The sequence below is a fragment of the Streptomyces sp. NPDC042259 genome (assembly GCF_055582085.1).
Genome location: NZ_JBVJDW010000001.1, coordinates 109,146 through 131,106, shown reverse-complemented (window position 1 = coordinate 131,106; position 21,961 = coordinate 109,146). Strand labels below are relative to the sequence as shown.

Genomic DNA, 21,961 nt, shown 5'->3' with positions numbered 1-21,961 from the left:
TGACCAGCCTGCCACGTCGCAACCGGACGAAGGGGTGCCGGTATCGTCGAGGCGTCCTCTTCGCAGCTCAGCCGTTGGAGCCTCCATGACCAGCCAGCCAGCCTCCCGCCGTACCGTGCTGCGAGGAGCGGCGCTGGCCGGTGCCGCCGGGCTCGGCACGGCGGCCTGCGGGGGCGAGACGGCGCCCAAGGGCCCCCCGACGCCCACCGCCCCGGTGGACCTCGGCGCGCCCTCGGAGGTCCCGGTCGGCGGTTCGCGGCTCTACCGGGAGCAGCGGCTGGTCGTCACCCAGGCCGCCAAGGGCGAGTTCAAGGCGTTCAGCGCGGTGTGCACGCACGCGGGCTGTGTGGTCGACAAGGTCGAGGACGGCAGGATCCACTGTCCCTGCCACGGCAGCCTCTTCGACGCCACCACCGGCAAGGTCATCCAGGGGCCGGCCGGCGCCCCGTTGCCGGCCGTGCCCGTCAAGGCCGCCGGCGGCAAGCTGATCGCCGGCCCGGACGCCTGACGCCCGGACGCCTGACGCCCGGATCGCCTGACGCCCGCCCCCGTCCGCTCAGGTCCAGTCCCAGGCGATCCCCAGGATTCCCGGGCGTACCCCCTGCTCCACCAGATGCACCCCCCGGTGCCGACCCGCCAGCGTCAGTTCCTGCTGCCCCGTGCGGGGCGCGTTGGCCGAGGCCTGGGTGAAGCGGCGGCAGCGGACCGGCAGGGCGGCGGCGTCGAAGCGGACCTGGAGCACGTACTGTCCGCCCGCGAAGCTGAACCCGCGGACGTACTCACCGCTCGTGCCGCCGGTGCCGTCGTCGAAGCCGTAGCCGAAGACGTAGGTGTCCCCGGACCGCAGCCGCACGTCGAAGAGCAGCTCGGCGGCGAGGACACCCGACCCGGCGTGCCACCGCACCCGGCCGACCCGGCAGTTGTCGAACGCCCGCACGGTCACCCGCCCGGGGTCGCAGCCGGTGTCCCCGCGGTGGATGGCCAGATAGCGGTCCACGCCGTCGCGGTGCGCCCGCACCACGTGGTGGGAGTCGCGGCCGCGCAGCTCACGCCGGTCGCCGATGAGCACCCGCTCCAGATGGCAGACGGTGTGCAGCCCGCCGTCGGCGGGCGATTCCAGCTCCGCGAGGAGCCGCTCCACCGCCCGCGGGCCGTCCACCAGGGAGCGCAGCGACCGCGCCGCGGGCCGTCCGGCCTCCTCGGCGGCCGAGGGGGCGAGCAGCCGGGTCAGGGACTCCGGGGGCAGGTCCAGGACCTCTTCCAGCGCCCGCACCGCCCGCAGCGACTCCGGTCGTCTCGGCCGCCGGGCGCCCTGCTGCCAGTAACTCAGGCTCGTCAGACCGACCTTCACCCCGCGCTGCGCGAGCCGGTGCTGTACTCGGTGCAGCGCGAGGCCCCGTACCGTCAGTGCCGTCCGCAGGGCAAGATGGAACGGGCCCGAGCGCAACGCCCGCGCGAGTTCCGCCTCGGCCGCCTCGGCCTGAGTGCCGCTCCACTCCATCCGCCGCTCCTTAGTGAATATTCACGAGCGGTGGAGAGATCTCCGGTCGCCGGGACCGCCGTGATCCTCCTGTGTGGGCACGGGCCGTTCACTTCCGGTTCGAGCTGTTCACACCGCTGTCTCACTCCGCATTGAAGCTGGTTGACCGGTCACCGACAACACCTTGATGCTCCCCTCAGCGTCCGGACGCGCTCCTCCACCACAACCCCCCGCCACGGGAGGAACGCCATGACCCGTGCCTCGGCACAACCGACATCGACCCGCATACGCGGCAGACGGCTGACGGCCCTGTCCGCGGCCGTCCTCCTCGCCTCCGCGCTGTTCGCCGTCCCCACCACGGCGAGTGCCGCGACCGGCGACGGAGCCGGCACGCAGGCGAGCAAGCGGCTCGCCATCACCATGCAGGTCCAGCAGAAGAGCAACTGGTGCTGGGCCGCCTCCGGCAACACCATCGCCACCTTCCTCGGCCGCGCCTACAGCCAGAACCAGTTCTGCAACGCGGCCTTCAACCGGCAGCAGGGCACCGAATGCCCCAACAGCCAGGCCAACCTGGCCAATGTCCAGACCGCCCTGCGCTGGGCCGGCATCAACCCCGGCTCGTACGTCACCGGGTGGCTGCGCTACCCGACCGTGCAGGGCGAGATCAACGCCGGCCGGCCCGTCGAAACCCGCATCCAGTGGTCCTCCGGCGGTGGGCACATGCACGTCCTGTACGGCTTCGACGACGCCAAGAGCTGGGTCTACTGGGGCGACCCGTGGGGCTCCAACAGCCGTTACAACTGGGCGGCGCACGACTGGTACGTCGACAACAACGAGTTCTCGTGGACGCATTCGCTCTACCGGATCGGGGCGTGAGGTCATGACCGGGAAGACCCCGAAGCACACCCCGACACAGACACCGCCGAGCACCGTGCGCGGCATCGCGGCCCGTGCGGCGGCCGCGGGCGCGCTCACCGCCGCCCTCCTCGGCCTCGCCCCGCTCGCGCAGGCGGCCGGCGCCCCGCCGGCCCCCACACCCCCGCCGGCCTCCGGGATCGCCGCCGCCCACGACGCGGCGACGGCACCGGCGACCCTCGACACCCTCTCCCGCTTCTTCGCCCGGGACGGCGCCGTCGCCCCGGCGAAGGTCAAACCGAGGATCGCGGGGAAGACCGTGCCCGTCTACACGCTCGCCCCGCGGTTCGTGGCGGGCACGGCGGGCGCCCCCGTGGCCTCGCTCGACTTCCTCGCCAGCGAGGCCGTCTCCGCCGACGGGCGGAAGGCGTCGGTGTGGACCGCGCGGGCCGGGGACACCTGGAAGGTCGTCAACATCGCGACCGGCGACGACGAGACGCGCTACGCGGCCGAGGGCGCCGCCAAGGGCGGCGGGACCGTCTTCCGCGAACCCCAGATCGACGCCTGGTACGTCCAGCGCGGCGACCGGGTGCTGCCCCTCGACCCCGACGCCACCCGGGCGATCGGCGCCGGGGGGACCACCCTGGACCGCTACCGCGACCGGGTCCACCGGGCGTACGGCGACAAGCTGCCCGGCTCCGCCTACGCGAAGAAGGGCCAGGCGGGCGGCTACGGCGAGCAGCACGCCCCTGCGGAGTCCCCCGCCGCCGCGCGGGCGGCGGGGGACGGCGGCACGGGCCCGCTCACCGCGGCCTCGGCGGCGACGGCCGCGGGGGCGCTCGCCGTCCTCGGCGCCGCCGCCGTGGCGGGCCGCGGGCTGCGCCGCCGCTGACGGACCGCCGACGCAAGGCCGTCCCGCCCCGGGCCCCGCGCACGACCCCCCACCGGGGCCCGGCACGGGCCCGCTCCCCGCAACCCGCGGGAAGCGGGCCCGTGGTGCGCGCCGAGGCGGCTGGGCGACCGCGTTGTCACTGCCCGCAAGTAGGGTGTGTGACATGGCCGACCCCAGCAGCTACCGACCCAAGCCGGGACAGATCCCCGACTCGCCGGGGGTCTACAAATTCCGTGACGAACACGGCCGGGTGATCTACGTCGGGAAGGCGAAGAGCCTGCGCCAGCGGCTCTCCTCGTACTTCCAGGACCTCGCCGGGCTGCACCCGCGCACCCGCACCATGGTCACCACGGCCGCCTCCGTCGAGTGGACCGTGGTCTCCACCGAGGTCGAGGCGCTCCAGCTCGAATACTCCTGGATCAAGGAGTTCGACCCGCGGTTCAACGTCAAATACCGCGACGACAAGAGCTACCCCTCGCTCGCCGTCACCATGGGCGAGGAATTCCCGCGCGTCCAGGTCATGCGCGGGCCGAAGAAGAAGGGCGTGCGCTACTTCGGCCCCTACGCCCACGCCTGGGCGATCCGCGAGACCGTCGACCTGATGCTGCGGGTCTTCCCCGTACGGACCTGCTCGGCCGGGGTGTTCAAGCGCTCCGCCCAGATCGGCCGCCCCTGTCTCCTCGGCTACATCGGCAAGTGCTCCGCACCCTGCGTCGGCCGGGTCACCCCCCAGGAGCACCGCGAACTCGCGGAGGACTTCTGCGATTTCATGGCCGGCCGCACCGGCACCTACCTCCGCCGCCTCGAACAGCGGATGCACGAGGCCGCGGAGGAGATGGAGTACGAGAGGGCCGCCCGGCTCCGCGACGACCTCGAAGCCCTCCGGCGCGCCATGGAGAAGAACGCGGTCGTCCTCGCCGACGCCACCGACGCCGACCTCATCGCCGTCGCCGAGGACGAGCTGGAGGCCGCCGTGCAGATCTTCCACGTGCGCGGCGGGCGGGTGCGCGGCCAGCGCGGCTGGGTGACGGACAAGGTCGAGGCCGTCGACACGGCCGGGCTGGTCGAGCACGCCCTGCAGCAGCTGTACGGGGAGGAGAAGGGCGACTCGGTCCCCAAGGAGGTCCTCGTCCCCGCCCTCCCCGACCCGGTCGAGCCCGTCGCCCAGTGGCTCACCGAGCGCCGCGGCGCCCGCGTCGACCTGCGCATCCCGCAGCGCGGTGACAAGAAGGACCTGATGGCCACGGTCCAGCGCAACGCCGGCCAGGCCCTCGCCCTGCACAAGACCAAGCGCGCCTCCGACCTCACCACCCGCTCCCGCGCCCTCGAAGAGATCGCCGAGGCCCTCGGGCTCGACTCCGCGCCGCTGCGCGTGGAGTGCTTCGACATCTCCCACCTCCAGGGGCAGGACGTGGTGGCCTCGATGGTGGTCTTCGAGGACGGTCTCGCCCGCAAGAGCGAGTACCGCCGCTTCCAGATCAAGTCCTTCGCCGGACAGGACGACGTCCGGTCCATGCACGAGGTCATCGGCCGCCGCTTCCGCCGCTACCTCACGGAGAAGCAGAAGACGGGGGAGTGGGAGGAGCGCCCCGAGGGAGCGGCCGAAGGAGCCCCGGAAACCGCGCTGGGGAACGCGCCGGAGAACGCGATCGAGGGCGTCACCCAAGGTGCCGTCCCCGCCGGGGGCCGGGAGGACGACGGCCGTCCCAAGCGGTTCGCCTACCCGCCGCAGCTCGTCGTCGTCGACGGCGGCCGGCCGCAGGTCGCGGCCGCCAAGCGGGCGCTGGACGAGCTGGGTATAGAAGACGTCGCCGTCTGCGGACTCGCCAAGCGCCTCGAAGAGGTCTGGCTGCCCGACGAGGAGGACCCCGTCGTCCTGCCGCGCACCAGCGAGGGCCTGTACCTCCTGCAGCGCGTCCGCGACGAGGCGCACCGGTTCGCCATCTCCTACCAGCGCACCAAGCGCGCCAAGTCGATGAAGGCCGGCCCGCTGGACGCCGTCGCCGGCCTCGGCGACACGCGCAAGCAGGCCCTGCTCAAGCACTTCGGCTCGGTCAAGCGGCTGCGCGCCGCGACGATCGAGCAGATCTGCGAGACACCCGGGATCGGGCGCAAGACGGCCGAGACGATCGCGGCCGCCCTCGCCGCCTCGGCCCCCGCCCCTGCCGTCAACACCGCGACGGGCGAGATCATGGACGAGGCGGCGGAATGACGGCGGGGACCCGGCACCTGCCCGTCCTCGGACGCGCGGGATCAGGACGCCCGGAGTTTGGGCCTTGGGCACGCCAAGGCCGCAGTATGGAAGACGGAGCCGCACCCGCGGCGCCGTCAGCGGAACGGGGGAAGACAGCATGAACGGCACCGACGGAGACGGAGCACAGGTGAGTACGGGCACGACGGTGGACGCGGCCGGCGAGACAGCGGGAATCCCCGAGCTGGTCATCATCTCCGGCATGTCGGGGGCGGGCCGCAGCACCGCCGCGAAGTGCCTGGAGGACCTCGGCTGGTTCGTCGTGGACAACCTGCCGCCCGCCCTGATCCCCACCATGGTGGACCTCGGCGCCCGCTCCCAGGGCAACGTGGCCCGCATCGCCGTGGTCGTGGACGTCCGCGGCCGGCGCTTCTTCGACAATCTGCGCGAGTCCCTCGCGGACCTGGCCGCCAAGAAGGTCAAGCGCCGGGTCATCTTCCTGGAGGCCTCCGACGACGCCCTGGTGCGCCGCTTCGAGTCCGTGCGCCGGCCGCACCCGCTGCAGGGCTCCGGCCGCATCGTCGACGGCATCGCCGCCGAGCGCGACCTCCTGCGCGAACTGCGGGGCGACGCCGACCTGGTCATCGACACCTCCAGCCTCAACGTCCACGAGCTGCGCGCCAAGATGGACGCCCAGTTCGCCGGCGAGGAGGAGCCGGAGCTGCGCGCCACCGTCATGTCCTTCGGCTACAAGTACGGCCTCCCCGTCGACGCCGATCTGGTGGTGGACTGCCGCTTCCTGCCCAACCCGCACTGGGTCCCCGAGCTGCGCCCCTTCACCGGTCTCAACGAGGAGGTCTCGGGCTACGTCTTCAACCAGCCCGGCGCCAAGGAGTTCCTCGACCGCTACACCGAGCTGCTCCAGCTCATCGCCGCCGGCTACCGCCGCGAGGGCAAGCGCTATGTGACGATCGCGGTCGGCTGCACCGGCGGCAAGCACCGCTCCGTCGCCATGTCGGAGAAGCTCGCCCACCGCCTCGTCTCGGAAGGCGTCGAGACCGTCGTCGTGCACCGGGACATGGGGCGCGAGTGACCGGCCGTACCTCCCGCCTGCGCCGGGTACGCCGACTCGTCCCCGGCCGGGCCCGCGGCCGTGACGGCCGGGCGTACACCGGTGCCCAGCCCAAGGTCGTCGCCCTCGGCGGCGGCCACGGGCTGTCCGCCTCGCTCGCCGCGCTGCGCCGCATCACCGGCGATCTGACGGCCGTCGTCACCGTCGCCGACGACGGCGGCTCCAGTGGCCGGCTCCGCGACGAGCTGGGCGTCCTGCCCCCGGGCGATCTGCGCAAGGCCCTCGCCGCCCTGTGCGGGGACGACGACTGGGGCCAGACCTGGGCCCGGGTGATCCAGCACCGCTTCGCCAGCGAGGGCGACCTGCACGGCCACGCCGTCGGCAATCTGCTGATCGTCGCCCTCTGGGAGCAGCTCGGCGACCACGTCAGCGCCCTGGACCTGGTCGGCAAGCTGCTCGGCGCCCACGGCCGGGTGCTGCCCATGTCCGCGGTCCCGCTGGAGCTCCAGGCGCTCGTGCGGGGCCACGATCCGGCCGAGCCCGACGCCATCAGCACCGTTTGCGGCCAGGCCACGGTGGCGCTCACCCCGGGCGACGTGCAGTCCGTGCACGTCGTCCCGGAGGACCCGCCCGCGGTGCCCGAGGCCGTCGAGGCGGTGCTCGACGCCGACTGGGTGGTACTCGGTCCCGGCTCCTGGTTCTCCTCCGTCATCCCGCATCTGCTGGTGCCCGAACTGCTCCAGGCGCTGCAGGAAACGAAGGCCCGCCGGGTCCTGTCGTTGAACCTCGCACCGCAACCCGGCGAAACAGATGGCTTCTCCCCGCAGCGTCATTTGGAGGTTTTGGCCCGACACGCCCCTAAACTCGCCCTGGACGTGGTGCTGGCCGACGAGGCCGCCGTGCCCGACCGGGAAAGCCTCACCGACGCCGCCAAGCGGCTGGGGGCAACGGTCGAGCTGGCGCCGGTCGCCTCCCCCGACGGCTGCCCGACGCACGACCCGGAGCTGTTGGCCGCCGCGTACGACCGTATTTTTCGGATGCATGGAAGGATCGGCCCATGGCGATGACGGCAGCGGTGAAGGACGAAATCTCCCGGCTTCCCGTCACCCGGACCTGCTGCCGGAAAGCGGAGGTCTCGGCGATCCTGCGGTTCGCGGGCGGGCTGCACCTGGTCAGCGGGCGCATCGTGATCGAGGCGGAGCTGGACACCGGGATCGCGGCCCGGCGGTTGCGCAAGGACATCCTGGAGATCTTCGGGCACGCTTCCGACCTGGTGGTGATGGCCCCCGGCGGGCTGCGCCGCGGCAGCCGGTACGTGGTGCGGGTGGTGGCGGGCGGTGACCAGCTGGCGCGGCAGACCGGGCTGGTCGACGGCCGCGGCCGGCCGATCCGCGGGCTGCCGCCCCAGGTCGTCTCCGGGGCCACCTGCGATGCCGAGGCCGCCTGGCGGGGCGCGTTCCTCGCCCACGGCTCGCTCACCGAGCCCGGCCGCTCCTCGTCCCTGGAGGTGACCTGCCCGGGCCCGGAGGCCGCGCTCGCGCTGGTCGGCGCGGCCCGCCGGTTGCAGATCGCGGCCAAGGCGCGCGAGGTGCGGGGCGTCGACCGGGTCGTCGTCCGTGACGGTGACGCCATCGGCGCGCTGCTGACCAGGCTGGGCGCGCACGAGTCGGTGCTGGCCTGGGAGGAGCGGCGGATGCGCCGCGAGGTGCGGGCCACCGCCAACCGGCTGGCCAATTTCGACGATGCCAACCTGCGCCGCTCGGCGCGCGCGGCCGTCGCCGCGGGCGCCCGGGTCCAGCGGGCGCTGGAGATCCTCGGCGAGGAGGTGCCCGAGCACCTCGCCGCCGCGGGCCGGCTGCGCATGGAGCACAAGCAGGCCTCCCTGGAGGAGCTGGGCGCGCTGGCCGACCCGCCGCTGACCAAGGACGCCGTCGCCGGCCGGATCCGGCGGCTGCTCGCCATGGCCGACAAGCGCGCCCAGGACCTGGGCATCCCCGGCACCGAGTCGAACCTGTCGGACCTCTCCGACCTGTCCGAGGAGATGGCCGAGGGCCTGGTCGGCTGAGCCGCCCGCCCTCCGGCCGCACCCACCCCGGAAGCCGCCCCCGACGTCCCGCACGGACGTCGGGGGCGGCCTTGTGCGGGGCCCCGACGGGGTCCGCTCATACGAGCCGACTACCCCTCCGGTGGGCCGCTCACACGAGCCGGTCGGCCCTCCTCTGGGCGCGGCGAAATCCTTGGGGGGACTGGGCTGTACGCCCTTCGGCGGAGCCGGACCGCAGCCCTCCGTTCGGCCCGGCCGGTCCGCACCGCCAATGTCACGTAGCCCTGTGGTTAGAGGTAGGGTCGGTGTTGGTCGGGGACATCCCATACAGCTCGCCGGCGTCCAGACCGGCAAACCAACGAGGAGATCGGTTCGTGACGATCCGCGTAGGCATCAACGGCTTTGGCCGTATCGGTCGTAACTACTTCCGCGCACTGCTGGAGCAGGGCGCGGACATCGAGATCGTCGGTGTCAACGACCTGACCGACAACGCCACCCTGGTCCACCTGCTGAAGTACGACACCATCCTGGGTCGGCTGAAGCAGGAGGTCAGCCACACCGACGACTCGATCACCGTCGGTTCCCAGACCTTCAAGACGATGGCCGAGCGCGACCCCGCCAACCTGCCCTGGGGCGAGCTCGGCGCCGACATCGTCATCGAGTCCACCGGCATCTTCACCAAGAAGGCCGACGCCGCGAAGCACCTCGCGGCCGGCGCCAAGAAGGTCCTGATCTCCGCGCCCGCCAAGGACGAGGACATCACGATCGTCATGGGCGTCAACCAGGACAAGTACGACGCGGCCAACCACCACGTCATCTCCAACGCCTCCTGCACCACCAACTGTGTGGCGCCGATGGCCAAGGTGCTCGACGAGGGCTTCGGCATCGTCAAGGGCATGATGACGACGGTCCACGCGTACACCAACGACCAGCGGATCCTGGACTTCCCGCACTCCGACCTGCGTCGCGCCCGCGCCGCCGCGGAGAACATCATCCCGACCTCGACCGGTGCCGCCAAGGCCACCGCCCTGGTCCTCCCGCAGCTCAAGGGCAAGCTGGACGGCATCGCCATGCGCGTCCCGGTCCCGACCGGCTCGGTCACCGACCTGGTCCTCGAGCTCGACCGCGAGACCAGCAAGGAAGAGATCAACGCCGCCTTCCAGAAGGCCGCCGAGGGTCAGCTCAAGGGCATCCTCGAGTACACCGAGGACGCGATCGTCTCCTCCGACATCGTGAACTGGCCGGCCTCCTGCACCTTCGACTCCTCCCTGACCATGGTCCAGGGCAACCAGGTCAAGGTCGTCGGCTGGTACGACAACGAGTGGGGCTACTCCAACCGCCTGGTCGACCTGACGGTCTTCGTCGGCGGCCAGCTCTGATCTCCGTCTGACCGCGACGTCAGCACCGAGATGTAGGGGACGGGGCCCGCACGACGCGATGGGGCGTCGTGCGGGCCCCGTTCCATGACTGACCCCTATGGAAGTCACCGGAGTCACTGCATGAAGACGATCGACGAACTCCTCCAGGACGGCATCGAGGGCAAGCGGGTCTTCGTCCGCGCCGACCTCAACGTCCCGCTGGACGGCACGACCATCACCGACGACGGCCGGATCCGCGCCGTCGCCCCGACGATCGCGAAGCTCGCCGAGGCGGGCGCCAAGGTGATCGTCGCCTCCCACCTGGGCCGTCCCAAGGGCGCCCCGGAGCCCCGGTACTCCCTCGCCCCGGCCGCGAAGCGGCTCGGCGAGATCCTGGGCAAGAGCGTCTCGTTCGCCACCGACACGGTGGGCGACAGCGCGAAGGCCACCGTTGCCGCACTGGCGAACGGCGAGGTCACGCTGCTGGAGAACCTCCGCTTCAACGCGGGCGAGACGAGCAAGGACGATGCCGAGCGCGGTGCCTTCGCCGACGAGCTGGCGGCCCTGGCCGACCTGTACGTGGGTGACGGCTTCGGTGCGGTGCACCGCAAGCACGCCTCGGTCTTCGACCTCCCGGCGCGCCTTCCGCACGCCGCCGGCGATCTGATCGCCACCGAGGTCGGCGTCCTGAAGAAGCTCACCGACGAGGTGGCGCGCCCCTACGTCGTGGTGCTGGGCGGTGCCAAGGTCTCCGACAAGCTGGGTGTCATCGACAACCTGCTGGAGAAGGCCGACCGCATCCTCATCGGCGGCGGCATGTCGTACACCTTCCTCAAGGCCAAGGGCCACGAGGTCGGCATCTCGCTGCTGCAGGAGGACCAGGTCCCGGTCTGCCTGGAGTACCTGGCGCGGGCCGAGAAGCGTGGTGTGGAGTTCGTCCTCCCCGTCGACGTCCTCGTCTCGGCCGACTTCCCGGACCTGAAGACCAAGGCCCCGGCCCACCCCGAACTCGTCGCCGCGGACGCCATCCCGGCCGACAAGGAGGGCCTGGACATCGGCCCGAAGACCCGCGAGCTGTACGCGAAGAAGCTCGCCGACGCGGGCACGGTCTTCTGGAACGGTCCCATGGGTGTCTTCGAACACCCCGACTACGCCAACGGCACCCAGGCCGTGGCGCAGGGTCTCCTCGACAGCCCCGCCTTCACCGTCGTCGGCGGTGGCGACTCGGCCGCGGCCGTGCGCATCCTGGGCTTCGACGAGAACGCTTTCGGCCACATTTCGACCGGTGGCGGCGCCAGCCTCGAGTACCTCGAGGGCAAGACGCTCCCCGGCCTCGCAGCACTGGAGGACTGAACCAACGTGAGTGACCGTACCCCGCTGATGGCGGGCAACTGGAAGATGAACCTCAACCACCTCGAGGCCATCGCGCACGTCCAGAAGCTCGCCTTCGCCCTCGCCGACAAGGACTACGACGCCGTCGAGGTAGCCGTCCTGCCGCCGTTCACCGATCTGCGCTCCGTGCAGACCCTGGTCGACGGCGACAAGCTGAAGATCAAGTACGGCGCCCAGGACATCTCGGCGTACGACTCCGGTGCGTACACCGGCGAGATCTCCGGCGCGATGCTCGCCAAGCTCAAGTGCGCCTACGTGGCCGTCGGGCACTCCGAGCGCCGCCAGTACCACGCCGAGACCGACGAGGTCTGCAACGCCAAGGTCAAGGCCGCCTACCGGCACGGGCTCACCCCGATCCTGTGCGTCGGCGAGGGCCTGGACGTCCGCAAGGCCGGCAACCAGGTCCGGCACACGCTGGCCCAGGTCGACGGCGGTCTGAAGGACATCCCGGCCGAGCAGGCCGAGTCGATCGTCATCGCCTACGAGCCGGTGTGGGCCATCGGCACCGGCGAGGTCGCGACCCCCGAGGACGCGCAGGAGGTCTGCGGGGCGATCCGCGGCCGCCTGGCCGAGCTGTACAGCCAGGAGCTGGCCGACAAGGTCCGCATCCAGTACGGCGGCTCGGTCAAGTCCGGGAACGTCGCGGCGATCATGGCCAAGCCCGATGTCGACGGTGCGCTGATCGGTGGCGCGGCGCTGGACGCGGACGAGTTCGTCAAGATCGTCCGGTTCCGGGACCAGTAGGGGACGGCAAGCGCGTAGCCGCCGCCGAGCGGCCGCTATGACGACGGGTGCTCCGCGGCGTACCCTGTCGGGGCCGGGACCGGCGTTTTCACGCCGCCCGGCCCCGCACGTTTTACAGTCCGAGAGATTCTTCAGTCCGAGAGAGTTGGTCAAGCCGTGGTCATGGGGTTCTCGATCGCCCTCATCGTCTTCAGCCTGCTGATGATGATGCTGGTGCTCATGCACAAGGGGAAGGGCGGCGGCCTGTCCGATATGTTCGGCGGCGGCATGCAGTCCTCCGTCGGCGGCTCCTCGGTCGCCGAGCGCAACCTCGACCGCATCACCGTGGTCGTCGGTCTGCTGTGGTTCGCGTGCATCGTGGCACTCGGCCTGCTGATGAAGCTCGATAGCTGACGTACCGTCGCCGGCTCGGCCTATCATGGGGCTCGCGTCCTCACGGCCGGGCTGTAACTCCTGGCACTGGACGCGCGTTGGGCCTTACGTAGACTGGGGCGCCCGCCGCGGAGCTGCCTCTCGTCGCTTCGCAGCACCATCACGCAGGGAGTTACGACCGTGGCAAGTGGCAACGCGATCCGAGGAAGTCGGGTCGGAGCGGGGCCGATGGGGGAGGCCGAGCGGGGCGAGTCCGCACCGCGCCTCCGCATCTCCTTCTGGTGCTCCAACGGGCACGAGACGCAGCCGAGCTTCGCCAGCGACGCGCAGGTGCCGGACACGTGGGACTGCCCGCGTTGTGGCTTCCCTGCCGGTCAGGACCGGGACAACCCGCCGGACCCGCCGCGCACCGAGCCGTACAAGACGCACCTGGCGTACGTCCGTGAGCGGCGCAGCGACGCCGACGGCGAGGCGATCCTCGCCGAGGCGCTCGCCAAGCTCCGCGGCGAGATCTGAACAGCGGCACCGAAACACGTGAAGCGGCCCGGTCGCGCATTCCCCGAGAGTGCGCGGCCGGGCCGTCGTCGTCCCCCCTGCCGCCCCTGCCCGGGACCGCGCCGGGGACGGGCGGACCCTTCATACCGAAGCCTGATCAATTAGGTTGGAGGATGGCGGGGCGGCTACGAGAAGAAGTGGGCTGATGTCCGAGATGAACACAGAAGGCCGGAGCAGGCTCGACCAGACGCCTGAGTGGAACGCGTTGGCCAAGCACCGGGAAGAACTGGGGGAGGTGCACCTGCGGAAGCTGTTCGCGGAGGACTCCTCGCGGGCCGAGCGCTACGCGCTCTCCGTCGGCGATCTGTACGTCGACTACTCCAAGCACCTGGTCACCGACGAGACGCTGCGGCTGCTCCGCGAGCTGGCGGCCGCGACCGGGGTGGCCGCGCTGCGGGACGCGATGTTCCGCGGCGAGAAGATCAACAACACCGAGGGCCGCGCGGTGCTGCACACCGCCCTGCGCGCCCCGGAATCGGCCGTCGTGGAGTCCGACGGCGTCAACGTGATCCCCGCTGTGCACGCCGTATTGATGAAGATGCAGGTCTTCGCCGACCGGGTGCGCTCCGGGGGCTGGAAGGGCCACACCGGAAAGCCCATCAAGAACGTCGTCAACATCGGCATCGGCGGTTCCGACCTCGGCCCCGCCATGGCGTACGAGGCGCTGCGCGCCTACACCGCACGGGACATGACCTTCCGTTTCGTGTCGAACGTCGACGGCGCGGATCTGCACGAGGCCGTGCGCGACCTGGACCCGGCCGAGACGCTGTTCGTCATCGCGTCGAAGACGTTCACCACCATCGAGACCATCACCAACGCCACCTCCGCCCGCAACTGGCTGCTGACCGGCCTGGGCGCGGGTGAGGAGGCCGTCGCCAAGCACTTCGTGGCGCTGTCGACGAACGAGGAGAAGGTCGCCGAGTTCGGCATCGACACGGCCAACATGTTCGAGTTCTGGGACTGGGTCGGCGGTCGCTACTCGTACGACTCGGCCATCGGCCTCTCCCTGATGCTCGCCATCGGCCCGGACCACTTCCGCGAGATGCTGGCCGGCTTCCACCTGGTCGACGAGCACTTCCGCTGTGCGCCGCCGGAGGAGAACGTCCCGCTGCTGCTCGGGCTGCTGGGCATCTGGTACGGCAACTTCCACGACGCCCAGTCCCACGCGGTGCTGCCCTACAGCCACTACCTGTCGAAGTTCGCCGCGTATCTGCAGCAGCTGGACATGGAGTCCAACGGCAAGTCGGTGGACCGCGACGGCCACCCCGTCAACTGGCAGACCGGTCCGGTCGTCTGGGGCACCCCGGGCACCAACGGACAGCATGCCTACTATCAGTTGATCCACCAGGGCACGAAGATGATCCCCGCGGATCTGATCGGCTTCGCCAAGCCCGTGGACGACCTGCTGCCGGATCTGGTCGGCCAGCACGACCTGCTGATGGCGAACCTCTTCGCCCAGGGCCAGGCACTCGCCTTCGGCAAGACCCCGGACGAGGTCGCGGCGGAGGGCGTCCCGCAGGAACTGATTCCGCACAAGACGTTCAAGGGCAACCACCCGACGACGACGATCCTCGCGAACGAGCTGACGCCGTCGGTGCTCGGTCAGCTGGTCGCGCTGTACGAGCACAAGGTGTTCGTCCAGGGCGCGATCTGGAACATCGACTCCTTCGACCAGTGGGGCGTCGAACTCGGCAAGGTCCTCGCGAAGCGGGTTGAGCCCGCGCTTACGGCTGGCGACGAGGTGCCGGGCCTGGACGCGTCCACGGCGGCGCTGGTCGCGCGCTACCGCTCGTTGCGCGGGCGCTAGGCCGGATCTTCGGCCTGCGGGCGCGTCCTCAATCGCCGGACGGGCTTAATTCGAGCCCGTCCGGCGATTGAGGACCGGGTCCGGGCGGAGCCCGGAAAACGCACGATGCCCGGTTCCCCACGAAGGGGGAACCGGGCCATCGCCGTCGTGCGAACAGCCGTCAGGACGTCGCCGGAGGGTACAGATCCCGCGGAAGGCGAGCCGCCGCGGCGGCGTCCAGCAGCCACAGCGTGCGGCTGCGGCCGTACGCGCCCGCCGCGGGGGCCTGGATCTCGCCCGCGCCGCTCAGCGCGAGCGCCACCGCGTTCGCCTTGTCCTCGCCCGCCGCGAGCAGCCACACCTCGCGGGCCGCGCGGATCGCCGGCAGGGTCAGGGAGACCCGGTTCGGCGGCGGCTTGGGCGCGCCCCGGACGCCGATGACCGTGCGCTCGGTCTCCCGGACGCCCGGCAGCTCGGGGAAGAGCGACGCCACGTGCGTGTCGGGGCCGACGCCCAGCAGCAGGACGTCGAAGGACGGCACCGGCCCGTGGTCCTCCGGCCGGGCCGCCGCGGCGAGCTCCGCCGCGTAGGCCTCCGCCGCCGCGTCCACGTCGTTGCCGTACGGGCCGCCCGCCGGCGGCATCGGGTGCACCCGGGCGGCGTCCAGCGGCACCGAGTCCAGCAGTGCCTCGCGCGCCTGGGTCACATTGCGCTCGGGGTCGCCGTCCGGGACGAACCGCTCGTCGCCCCACCACAGGTCCAGCCGCGACCAGTCCACGGCGTCCCGCGCGGGCGCGGTGGCGAGGGCCGCGAGCAGGCCGTTGCCGTTGCGCCCGCCCGTGAGGACGACGGAGGCCGAACCGCGGGCGGCCTGGGCGTCCACGATCTTCGTGATCAGCCGGGCCGCCGCGGCCTGCGCCATCAGCTCCTTGTCCCGGTGGACGACGATCTGCGGAGCGCTCACTTGCCCGCCGCCTTCTTGCCGGACGCCTTCTTGGCCGGAGCGGCGGGAGCGGCCGGAGCCGCTTCCGAGGCGGCCTCGGCGGTCTTGTCGCTCCCGGCCTCCTCCGGCGCGGACGCCGACGCGCCGGCCGGCTTCGCGGCCTGCTCGGAGAGCCGCTCCACGCCGTACTTCAGCGCGCCCTCGTACGTGGTGTCCGGGTCGAGCCTGCGCAGCTCCTCGGCGAGGAGTTCCGCGGTCTCGCGCCGGTTGAGCGCGACGGCACGGTCCGGCTGACCGGGCATGCAGAGGGTGGCCAGGGTGCCGTTGGGGCGGTCCAGGACGATCGGGCCGTTCTTGGTCTCCATCCGCACGGCGGTCAGACCCGGGCCGTCCGAGACGGTCCGCTTCACCGGCACGCCGAGACGGTCCGCGAGCCACATGGCGAGCAGTTCGCCGCTCGGGTTGTAGCCCTCGCCCTCGACCTCGGCGGAGACGACGTCGACCTGCTGCTGGTCCAGGGCGGCCGCGAGCATCGAGCGCCACGGCGTGATCCGGGTCCAGGCCAGGTCGGTGTCGCCCGGCGTGTAGTGCGCGGCACGGGCCGAGACCTCCGCGAGGGGGTCCTCGGCCGCGTAGGTGTCGGTCACCCGGCGCTGGGCCAGCGCGCCCAGCGGGTCCTTCTCCGGGTTGAGCGGGGCACCCACCGGCCACCAGACGACCACGGGGGCGTCGGGCAGCAGCAGCGGCAGCACGACCGACTGGGCGTGGTCGATGACGTCGCCGTACAGCCTCAGGACCACCGTCTCGCCGGTGCCCGCGCTGGTGCCGACCCGGACCTCGGCGTCGAGACGGGCCTTGGCGCGGTCGCGCATCGAGCGGCTGACCCGCTTGATGACGACGAGCTTGCGCGAGGGGTGCTCGCGGGACGCCTCGTTGGCGGCCTTGAGCGCGTCGTAGGCGTGTTCCTCGTCGGTGACGATGACCAGGGTGAGCACCATGCCGACGGCGGGGGTGCCGATGGCGCGGCGGCCCTGGACCAGCGCGTTGTTGATCTTGCTGGACGTGGTGTCCGTGAGGTCCATCTTCATGGCCGCCGCCAGCTCCGTCCGTCTCGTGCGAGCATCTCGTCGGCCTCGACCGGGCCCCAGGTGCCGGCCTGGTAGGACGCGGGCTTGCCGTGCTTGTCCCAGTAGCGCTCGATCGGGTCGAGGATCTCCCAGGACAGTTCGACCTCCCGCAGACGCGGGAAGAGGTTGGCGTCGCCCAGCAGCACATCGAGGATGAGCCGCTCGTACGCCTCCGGGCTGGACTCGGTGAAGGACTCGCCGTAGGCGAAGTCCATCGAGACGTCCCGGACCTCCATCGAGGTGCCCGGCACCTTGGAGCCGAACCGCAGGGTGACGCCCTCGTCCGGCTGCACCCGGATCACCAGGGCGTTCTGCCCCAGCTCCTCGGTGGCGGTGTGGTCGAAGGGCGAGTGCGGGGCGCGCTGGAAGACCACCGCGATCTCGGTGACGCGGCGGCCGAGCCGCTTGCCTGTGCGGAGGTAGAAGGGGACGCCCGCCCAGCGGCGGTTGTCGATCTCCAGCTTGACCGCGGCGTAGGTGTCGGTCTTCGACTGCGGGTCGATGCCCTCCTCTTCGAGGTAGCCGACGACCTCCTCGCCGCCCTGCCAGCCGTGTGCGTACTGGCCGCGCACGGTGTGCCTGCCGAGGTCCTTCGGCAGCCGCACGGCGCCGAGCACCTTGGTCTTCTCCGCGACCAGCGCGTCCGCGTCGAAGGAGGCGGGCTCCTCCATCGCGGTCAGCGCGAGCAGTTGGAGCAGGTGGTTCTGGATGACGTCACGGGCGGCGCCGATGCCGTCGTAGTAGCCGGCCCGGCCGCCGATGCCGATGTCCTCGGCCATGGTGATCTGCACGTGGTCGACGTAGGACCGGTTCCAGATCGGCTCGAAGAGCGTGTTGGCGAAGCGCAGCGCCAGGATGTTCTGGACGGTCTCCTTGCCCAGGTAGTGGTCGATGCGGAAGACCGCCTCGGCCGGGAAGACCTCGTGGACGATCCGGTTGAGCTCCTGGGCGCTGGCCAGGTCGTGCCCGAAGGGCTTCTCGATGACGGCGCGCCGCCAGGAGCCCTCCTTCTGGTCGGCCAGGCCGTGCTTCTTGAGCTGCTGGACGACCGTGGGGAAGAACTTCGGCGGCACCGACAGGTAGAAGGCGAAGTTGCCGCCCGTGCCCTGTGCCTTGTCGAGTTCGTGGATGGTGTCCTTGAGCGTCTCGAACGCCTCGTCGTCGTCGAAGTCGCCCTGGACGAACCGGCAGCCCTGCACCAGCTGCTGCCAGACCTCCTCACGGAAGGGGGTGCGGGCGTGCTCCTTGACCGCGTCGTGCACGATCTGGGCGAAGTCCTCGGTCTCCCAGTCGCGGCGCGCGAAGCCGATCAGCGAGAAACCCGGCGGCAGCAGACCGCGGTTGGCCAGGTCATAGACGGCAGGCATCAGCTTTTTACGGGACAAATCGCCCGTGACGCCAAAGATGACCAGGCCCGACGGCCCCGCGATACGCGGGAGCCGTCGGTCCTGAGCGTCACGCAGCGGATTGCTGCTTGTGCTCAATTCACGCCTCCGGAGCGAGGCGCTTGAGCTCCGCCTCAGTGGACTTCAGCAGGTCGTTCCACGACGCCTCGAACTTCTCGACGCCCTCGTCCTCCAGGACCTGCACGACGTCGTCGTAGCTGATCCCGACCTTCGCCAGCGCGTCCAGCTCGGCCTTGGCCTGCTCGTACGTGCCGCGCACCGTGTCACCGGTGATCTGCCCGTGGTCGGCGGCAGCCTCCAAGGTGGCCTCCGGCATGGTGTTGACCGTGTTCGGGGCGACCAGGTCGTCCACGTACAGCGTGTCCTTGTAGGCCGGGTCCTTGACGCCGGTCGAGGCCCACAGGGCGCGCTGCTTGTTGGCGCCCGACTTCTCCAGGGCGGCCCAGCGGTCGGAGGAGAAGACCTCCTCGTACGCCTGGTAGGCCAGACGGGCGTTGGCGAGCGCCGCCTTGCCGCGCAGCTCCTTGGCCTCGTCGGTGCCCAGCGCGTCGAGGCGCTTGTCGATCTCGGTGTCCACGCGGGACACGAAGAAGGACGCGACCGAGTGGATCAGGGACAGGTCCAGGCCCGCGGCCTTGGCCTTCTCCAGACCGGCCAGGTACGCGTCCATGACCGCGCGGTAGCGCTCCAGGGAGAAGATCAGCGTGACGTTGACGCTGATGCCCTTGCCGATCACCTCGGTGATCGCCGGCAGGCCCGCCAGGGTCGCCGGAATCTTGATGAGGGTGTTCGGACGGTCCACCAGCCACGCCAGCTGCTTGGCCTCGGCGACCGTGGCGGCCGTGCTGTGCGCCAGGCGCGGGTCGACCTCGATGGAGACCCGGCCGTCCTGGCCGTCGGTCGCGTCGAAGACCGGACGCAGGATGTCGGCGGCGTCGCGGACGTCCGCCGTCGTGATCATGCGGATGGCCTCTTCGACGGTCACCTCGCGCACGGCGAGGTCGGCGAGCTGCTGCTCGTAGCCGTCACCGCTGGAGATGGCCTTCTGGAAGATCGACGGGTTGGTCGTGACGCCCACGACGTGGCTCTGGTCGATCAGCTCGGCCAGATTGCCCGACGTGATGCGCTTGCGGGACAGGTCGTCCAGCCAGATCGCGACGCCTTCGTCGGAGAGGCGCTTGAGTGCGTCTGTCATGGGGATTGCATCTCCTACTGATTGTTGACGGGCGTCAGCGGCGGTTGGCGTCGACGTGCTCGGCCGACTCGCGCGCGGCGGCGACCACGGCCTCGGTGGTCAGGCCGAACTCGCGGTAGAGCACCTTGTAGTCGGCGGAGGCGCCGAAGTGCTCCAGCGAGACGATCCGGCCGCTCTCGCCGACGTAGCGGTGCCAGGTCAGACCGATGCCGGCCTCGACCGCGACCCGCGCCTTGACGTCGGGCAGCAGCACGCCGTCGCGGTACGCCTGGTCCTGCTCCTCGAACCACTCGACGCACGGCATCGAGACGACCCGGGTCGGAATGCCCTCGGCCTGGAGGACGTCACGGGCCTCGACGGCCAGCTGGACCTCGGAACCGGTACCGATAAGGATCACCTGCGGCCGGCCGCCCTCGGCCTCGAACAGGACGTAGCCGCCCTTGGCGACACCCTCGTTGGCCTCGTAGGTGGGCACGTTCTGGCGGGTGAGCGCCAGACCGTGCGGCGCCGGGTGGGTGGCGTGCCGCTTGGTGATCTCGCGCCAGGCGATCGCCGTCTCGTTGGCGTCGGCCGGGCGGACCATGTTCAGGCCCGGGATGGCGCGCAGCGCGGCCATGTGCTCGACCGGCTGGTGGGTCGGGCCGTCCTCGCCGAGGCCGATGGAGTCGTGCGTCCACACGTAGGTGACCGGCAGCTTCATCAGCGCGGCCAGGCGCACGGCCGGGCGCATGTAGTCGGAGAACACCAGGAAGGTGCCGCCGTAGATGCGGGTGTTGCCGTGCAGCGCGATGCCGTTCATGGTCGAGCCCATGGCGTGCTCACGGATGCCGAAGTGCACCGTGCGGCCGTAGGGGTTCGCCTCCGGCAGCGGGTTGCCCTCCGGGAGGAACGACGACGACGCGTCGATGGTCGTGTTGTTCGAACCGGCGAGGTCGGCGGAGCCGCCCCACAGCTCGGGGATCACGCCGCCCAGCGCCTTGAGGACCTCACCCGAGGCCTTGCGGGTCGCGACGTCCTTGCCCGCGGGGAAGGACGGGATCGCCTTCTCCCAGCCGTCGGGCAGCTCGCCCGCGTCGACGCGGTCGAAGAGGGCGGCACGCTCCGGGTTCGCCGCGCGCCACTCCTCCAGCCGCTTGCTCCACGTGGCGTGCGCCTCGCGGCCGCGGTCGACGACCGTGCGGACGTGGGCGAAGACGTCCTCGTCGACCTGGAAGGTCTGCTCGGGGTCGAAGCCCAGCACCTTCTTGGTCGCGGCCACCTCCTCGTCGCCCAGCGCCGAGCCGTGCGAGGCCTCGGTGTTCTGCGCGTTCGGGGCGGGCCAGGCGATGATCGTGCGCGCGGCGATGATCGAGGGGCGCTCGGTCTCCGCCTGCGCCGCCTTCAGCGCCGCGTACAGCGCCTGGATGTCGAAGTCGCCGCTCGGGGACTGCTCGATGCGCTGGACGTGCCAGCCGTACGCCTCGTACCGCTTGAGGACGTCCTCGCTCAGCGCGGTGGCGGTGTCGCCCTCGATCGAGATGTGGTTGTCGTCGTAGAGCGCGACGAGGTTGCCGAGCTTCTGGTGGCCGGCCAGCGAGGACGCCTCCGCGGAGATGCCCTCCTCCAGGTCGCCGTCGGAGACGATCGCCCAGATGGTGTGGTCGAACGGGGACTCGCCCTTCGGCGCCTCCGGGTCGAACAGACCGCGCTCGTAGCGGGCGGCCATGGCCATGCCCACCGCGTTGGCGATGCCCTGGCCCAGCGGGCCGGTGGTGGTCTCCACGCCGCGGGTGTGGCCGTGCTCCGGGTGGCCCGGGGTCTTGCTGTCCCAGGTGCGGAACGACTTCAGGTCCGCGAGCTCCAGGCCGTAGCCGGCCATGAAGAGCTGGATGTAGAGCGTCAGGCTCGTGTGCCCGGGGGAGAGGACGAACCGGTCGCGTCCGGTCCAGTCGGCGTCGCTCGGGTCGTGCCGCATCAGCTTCTGGAACAGCAGATAGGCGGCGGGCGCCAGGCTCATGGCCGTGCCGGGATGGCCGTTACCGACCTTCTGTACGGAATCCATGGCCAGGACGCGAGCGGTATCGACGGCCCGCTGGTCCAGTTCGGTCCACTCGAGGTCTGTGGTGGTCGGCTTGTTGCTCACCCTCGGTCAGGGCTCCTCTCCACATGTGCGATTGCCGGGGGCGGTATTCCGCCACGACGCGGCGCTGTCGAGCCTACCCCCGCTGGGACGCGCATTTTTTCGACGTACAGTCGGCTGCCCGACCGTGTGCCCGGGCAACCCGATCGGGATGGCAAAGATTCCCGGAACGGGTGCGACGGCCATGGCACCAGCCTGCCGGGGAGTGCGCCCGGCCGCCTCCCGAACGCTTCCGTTCCGTCGTGTCCCGGGGAATTCCCGGTGGCGTTCGAGAGGTTTTCGACGGGCCTCCGCGGCTTTCGGGCGCGGCCCGCGGCAGGACGGGCGCAGCCTCAAGATCGGTTGCGGGGCCGGGGCCGTGGTGGCGAGAGGGGCCGCCAACACGACCCACCCCGGCGAAGGGCGGAGTACCCCCTGCGTCTAGAGTGGC

General features: G+C 71.1%; 19 protein-coding genes. 13 read left to right on the top strand and 6 right to left on the bottom strand.

The genetic code is table 11. From position 1 onward, the window contains the following. The first annotated feature begins 85 nt into the window (after positions 1 to 85). Positions 86 to 508 carry a Rieske (2Fe-2S) protein gene (locus ACZ6MA_RS00665; protein WP_469429922.1) on the top strand — a complete coding sequence of 141 codons (423 nt, stop codon included), beginning with the start codon at positions 86 to 88 and terminating at the stop codon, positions 506 to 508. A gap of 48 nt (positions 509 to 556) precedes the next feature. Here the strand turns inward: ACZ6MA_RS00665 and ACZ6MA_RS00660 are convergent, their stop codons facing one another. Then, on the bottom strand, positions 557 to 1,501 hold the full coding sequence (locus ACZ6MA_RS00660; RefSeq protein ID WP_469429920.1) for a hypothetical protein: 945 nt from the start codon (positions 1,499 to 1,501) through the stop codon (positions 557 to 559). A gap of 228 nt (positions 1,502 to 1,729) precedes the next feature. Here ACZ6MA_RS00660 and ACZ6MA_RS00655 point away from each other — a divergent pair, with 228 nt between their 5' ends. The 12 genes from ACZ6MA_RS00655 to pgi all read left to right on the top strand — a co-directional run bounded on the left by ACZ6MA_RS00655 (position 1,730) and on the right by pgi (position 14,762). Next, positions 1,730 to 2,356: a papain-like cysteine protease family protein gene (locus tag ACZ6MA_RS00655; RefSeq protein WP_469429918.1), complete on the top strand. Its 627-nt coding sequence runs from the start codon at positions 1,730 to 1,732 to the stop codon at positions 2,354 to 2,356. Positions 2,357 to 2,360: 4 nt separating this feature from the next. Beyond that, the gene (locus ACZ6MA_RS00650; RefSeq protein WP_469429916.1) at positions 2,361 to 3,227 is read left to right on the top strand and encodes a hypothetical protein; all 867 of its coding nucleotides are present in this window, start codon (positions 2,361 to 2,363) and stop codon (positions 3,225 to 3,227) included. Between the two features lie 163 nt (positions 3,228 to 3,390). Then, entirely contained in the window at positions 3,391 to 5,439 is a 2,049-nt protein-coding gene (gene uvrC / locus ACZ6MA_RS00645; RefSeq protein WP_469429914.1) for an excinuclease ABC subunit UvrC, read from the top strand. A gap of 139 nt (positions 5,440 to 5,578) precedes the next feature. Next, positions 5,579 to 6,511, top strand: a complete 933-nt coding sequence (gene rapZ, locus ACZ6MA_RS00640) for an RNase adapter RapZ (RefSeq protein WP_466899547.1) — start codon at positions 5,579 to 5,581, stop codon at positions 6,509 to 6,511. Further along, positions 6,508 to 7,557, top strand: coding sequence for a gluconeogenesis factor YvcK family protein (locus ACZ6MA_RS00635; protein ID WP_469429912.1), 1,050 nt, complete (start codon positions 6,508 to 6,510; stop codon positions 7,555 to 7,557). Before rapZ ends, ACZ6MA_RS00635 begins: the two co-directional genes overlap by 4 nt. Further along, positions 7,548 to 8,555 (top strand): DNA-binding protein WhiA, encoded by a 1,008-nt coding sequence (whiA, locus tag ACZ6MA_RS00630; protein WP_215083160.1) that lies wholly within the window; start codon positions 7,548 to 7,550, stop codon positions 8,553 to 8,555. Before ACZ6MA_RS00635 ends, whiA begins: the two co-directional genes overlap by 10 nt. Positions 8,556 to 8,908: 353 nt before the next feature. After that, positions 8,909 to 9,913 carry a type I glyceraldehyde-3-phosphate dehydrogenase gene (gene gap / locus ACZ6MA_RS00625; protein WP_356450756.1) on the top strand — a complete coding sequence of 335 codons (1,005 nt, stop codon included), beginning with the start codon at positions 8,909 to 8,911 and terminating at the stop codon, positions 9,911 to 9,913. Positions 9,914 to 10,033: 120 nt separating this feature from the next. Continuing rightward, positions 10,034 to 11,245 carry a phosphoglycerate kinase gene (locus ACZ6MA_RS00620; protein ID WP_469429909.1) on the top strand — a complete coding sequence of 404 codons (1,212 nt, stop codon included), beginning with the start codon at positions 10,034 to 10,036 and terminating at the stop codon, positions 11,243 to 11,245. Positions 11,246 to 11,251: 6 nt separating this feature from the next. Beyond that, positions 11,252 to 12,028, top strand: a complete 777-nt coding sequence (gene tpiA / locus ACZ6MA_RS00615; RefSeq protein WP_469429907.1) for a triose-phosphate isomerase — start codon at positions 11,252 to 11,254, stop codon at positions 12,026 to 12,028. Positions 12,029 to 12,190: 162 nt separating this feature from the next. Then, positions 12,191 to 12,421, top strand: coding sequence for a preprotein translocase subunit SecG (gene secG / locus ACZ6MA_RS00610; RefSeq protein ID WP_184730779.1), 231 nt, complete (start codon positions 12,191 to 12,193; stop codon positions 12,419 to 12,421). Positions 12,422 to 12,580: 159 nt separating this feature from the next. After that, the gene (locus ACZ6MA_RS00605) at positions 12,581 to 12,916 is read left to right on the top strand and encodes an RNA polymerase-binding protein RbpA (RefSeq protein WP_003957010.1); all 336 of its coding nucleotides are present in this window, start codon (positions 12,581 to 12,583) and stop codon (positions 12,914 to 12,916) included. A gap of 193 nt (positions 12,917 to 13,109) precedes the next feature. Then, positions 13,110 to 14,762 (top strand): glucose-6-phosphate isomerase, encoded by a 1,653-nt coding sequence (gene pgi, locus ACZ6MA_RS00600; protein WP_469431137.1) that lies wholly within the window; start codon positions 13,110 to 13,112, stop codon positions 14,760 to 14,762. 160 nt (positions 14,763 to 14,922) lie between these two features. Here pgi and pgl read toward each other — a convergent pair whose 3' ends face one another. The 5 genes from pgl to tkt are packed head-to-tail and all read right to left on the bottom strand — an operon-like array spanning position 14,923 to position 21,534. Further along, positions 14,923 to 15,705, bottom strand: coding sequence for a 6-phosphogluconolactonase (gene pgl, locus ACZ6MA_RS00595; RefSeq protein WP_469429905.1), 783 nt, complete (start codon positions 15,703 to 15,705; stop codon positions 14,923 to 14,925). Further along, complete coding sequence (gene opcA, locus ACZ6MA_RS00590; RefSeq protein ID WP_469429903.1) at positions 15,702 to 16,772, bottom strand: glucose-6-phosphate dehydrogenase assembly protein OpcA; 1,071 nt, start codon at positions 16,770 to 16,772, stop codon at positions 15,702 to 15,704. Before opcA ends, pgl begins: the two co-directional genes overlap by 4 nt. Beyond that, positions 16,769 to 18,295: a glucose-6-phosphate dehydrogenase gene (zwf, locus tag ACZ6MA_RS00585; protein WP_469429901.1), complete on the bottom strand. Its 1,527-nt coding sequence runs from the start codon at positions 18,293 to 18,295 to the stop codon at positions 16,769 to 16,771. Before zwf ends, opcA begins: the two co-directional genes overlap by 4 nt. A gap of 1 nt (position 18,296) precedes the next feature. Then, positions 18,297 to 19,412 (bottom strand): transaldolase, encoded by a 1,116-nt coding sequence (gene tal, locus ACZ6MA_RS00580; RefSeq protein ID WP_469429900.1) that lies wholly within the window; start codon positions 19,410 to 19,412, stop codon positions 18,297 to 18,299. 34 nt (positions 19,413 to 19,446) lie between these two features. Continuing rightward, entirely contained in the window at positions 19,447 to 21,534 is a 2,088-nt protein-coding gene (tkt, locus tag ACZ6MA_RS00575) for a transketolase (RefSeq protein WP_469429898.1), read from the bottom strand. Between the last annotated feature and the right edge of the window lie 427 nt (positions 21,535 to 21,961).

Bases quoted from the DNA above. Each gene is read 5' to 3' on its own strand.
- whiA (WP_215083160.1), top strand. From the start codon at position 7,548: ATGGCGATGACGGCAGCGGTGAAGGACGAAATCTCCCGGCTTCCCGTC.
- pgi (WP_469431137.1), top strand. From the start codon at position 13,110: ATGAACACAGAAGGCCGGAGCAGGCTCGACCAGACGCCTGAGTGGAAC.
- ACZ6MA_RS00660 (WP_469429920.1), bottom strand. From the start codon at position 1,501: ATGGAGTGGAGCGGCACTCAGGCCGAGGCGGCCGAGGCGGAACTCGCG.
- ACZ6MA_RS00650 (WP_469429916.1), top strand. From the start codon at position 2,361: ATGACCGGGAAGACCCCGAAGCACACCCCGACACAGACACCGCCGAGC.
- uvrC (WP_469429914.1), top strand. From the start codon at position 3,391: ATGGCCGACCCCAGCAGCTACCGACCCAAGCCGGGACAGATCCCCGAC.
- ACZ6MA_RS00655 (WP_469429918.1), top strand. From the start codon at position 1,730: ATGACCCGTGCCTCGGCACAACCGACATCGACCCGCATACGCGGCAGA.
- ACZ6MA_RS00665 (WP_469429922.1), top strand. From the start codon at position 86: ATGACCAGCCAGCCAGCCTCCCGCCGTACCGTGCTGCGAGGAGCGGCG.
- ACZ6MA_RS00620 (WP_469429909.1), top strand. From the start codon at position 10,034: ATGAAGACGATCGACGAACTCCTCCAGGACGGCATCGAGGGCAAGCGG.
- opcA (WP_469429903.1), bottom strand. From the start codon at position 16,772: ATGAAGATGGACCTCACGGACACCACGTCCAGCAAGATCAACAACGCG.
- rapZ (WP_466899547.1), top strand. From the start codon at position 5,579: ATGAACGGCACCGACGGAGACGGAGCACAGGTGAGTACGGGCACGACG.
- secG (WP_184730779.1), top strand. From the start codon at position 12,191: ATGGGGTTCTCGATCGCCCTCATCGTCTTCAGCCTGCTGATGATGATG.
- tal (WP_469429900.1), bottom strand. From the start codon at position 19,412: ATGACAGACGCACTCAAGCGCCTCTCCGACGAAGGCGTCGCGATCTGG.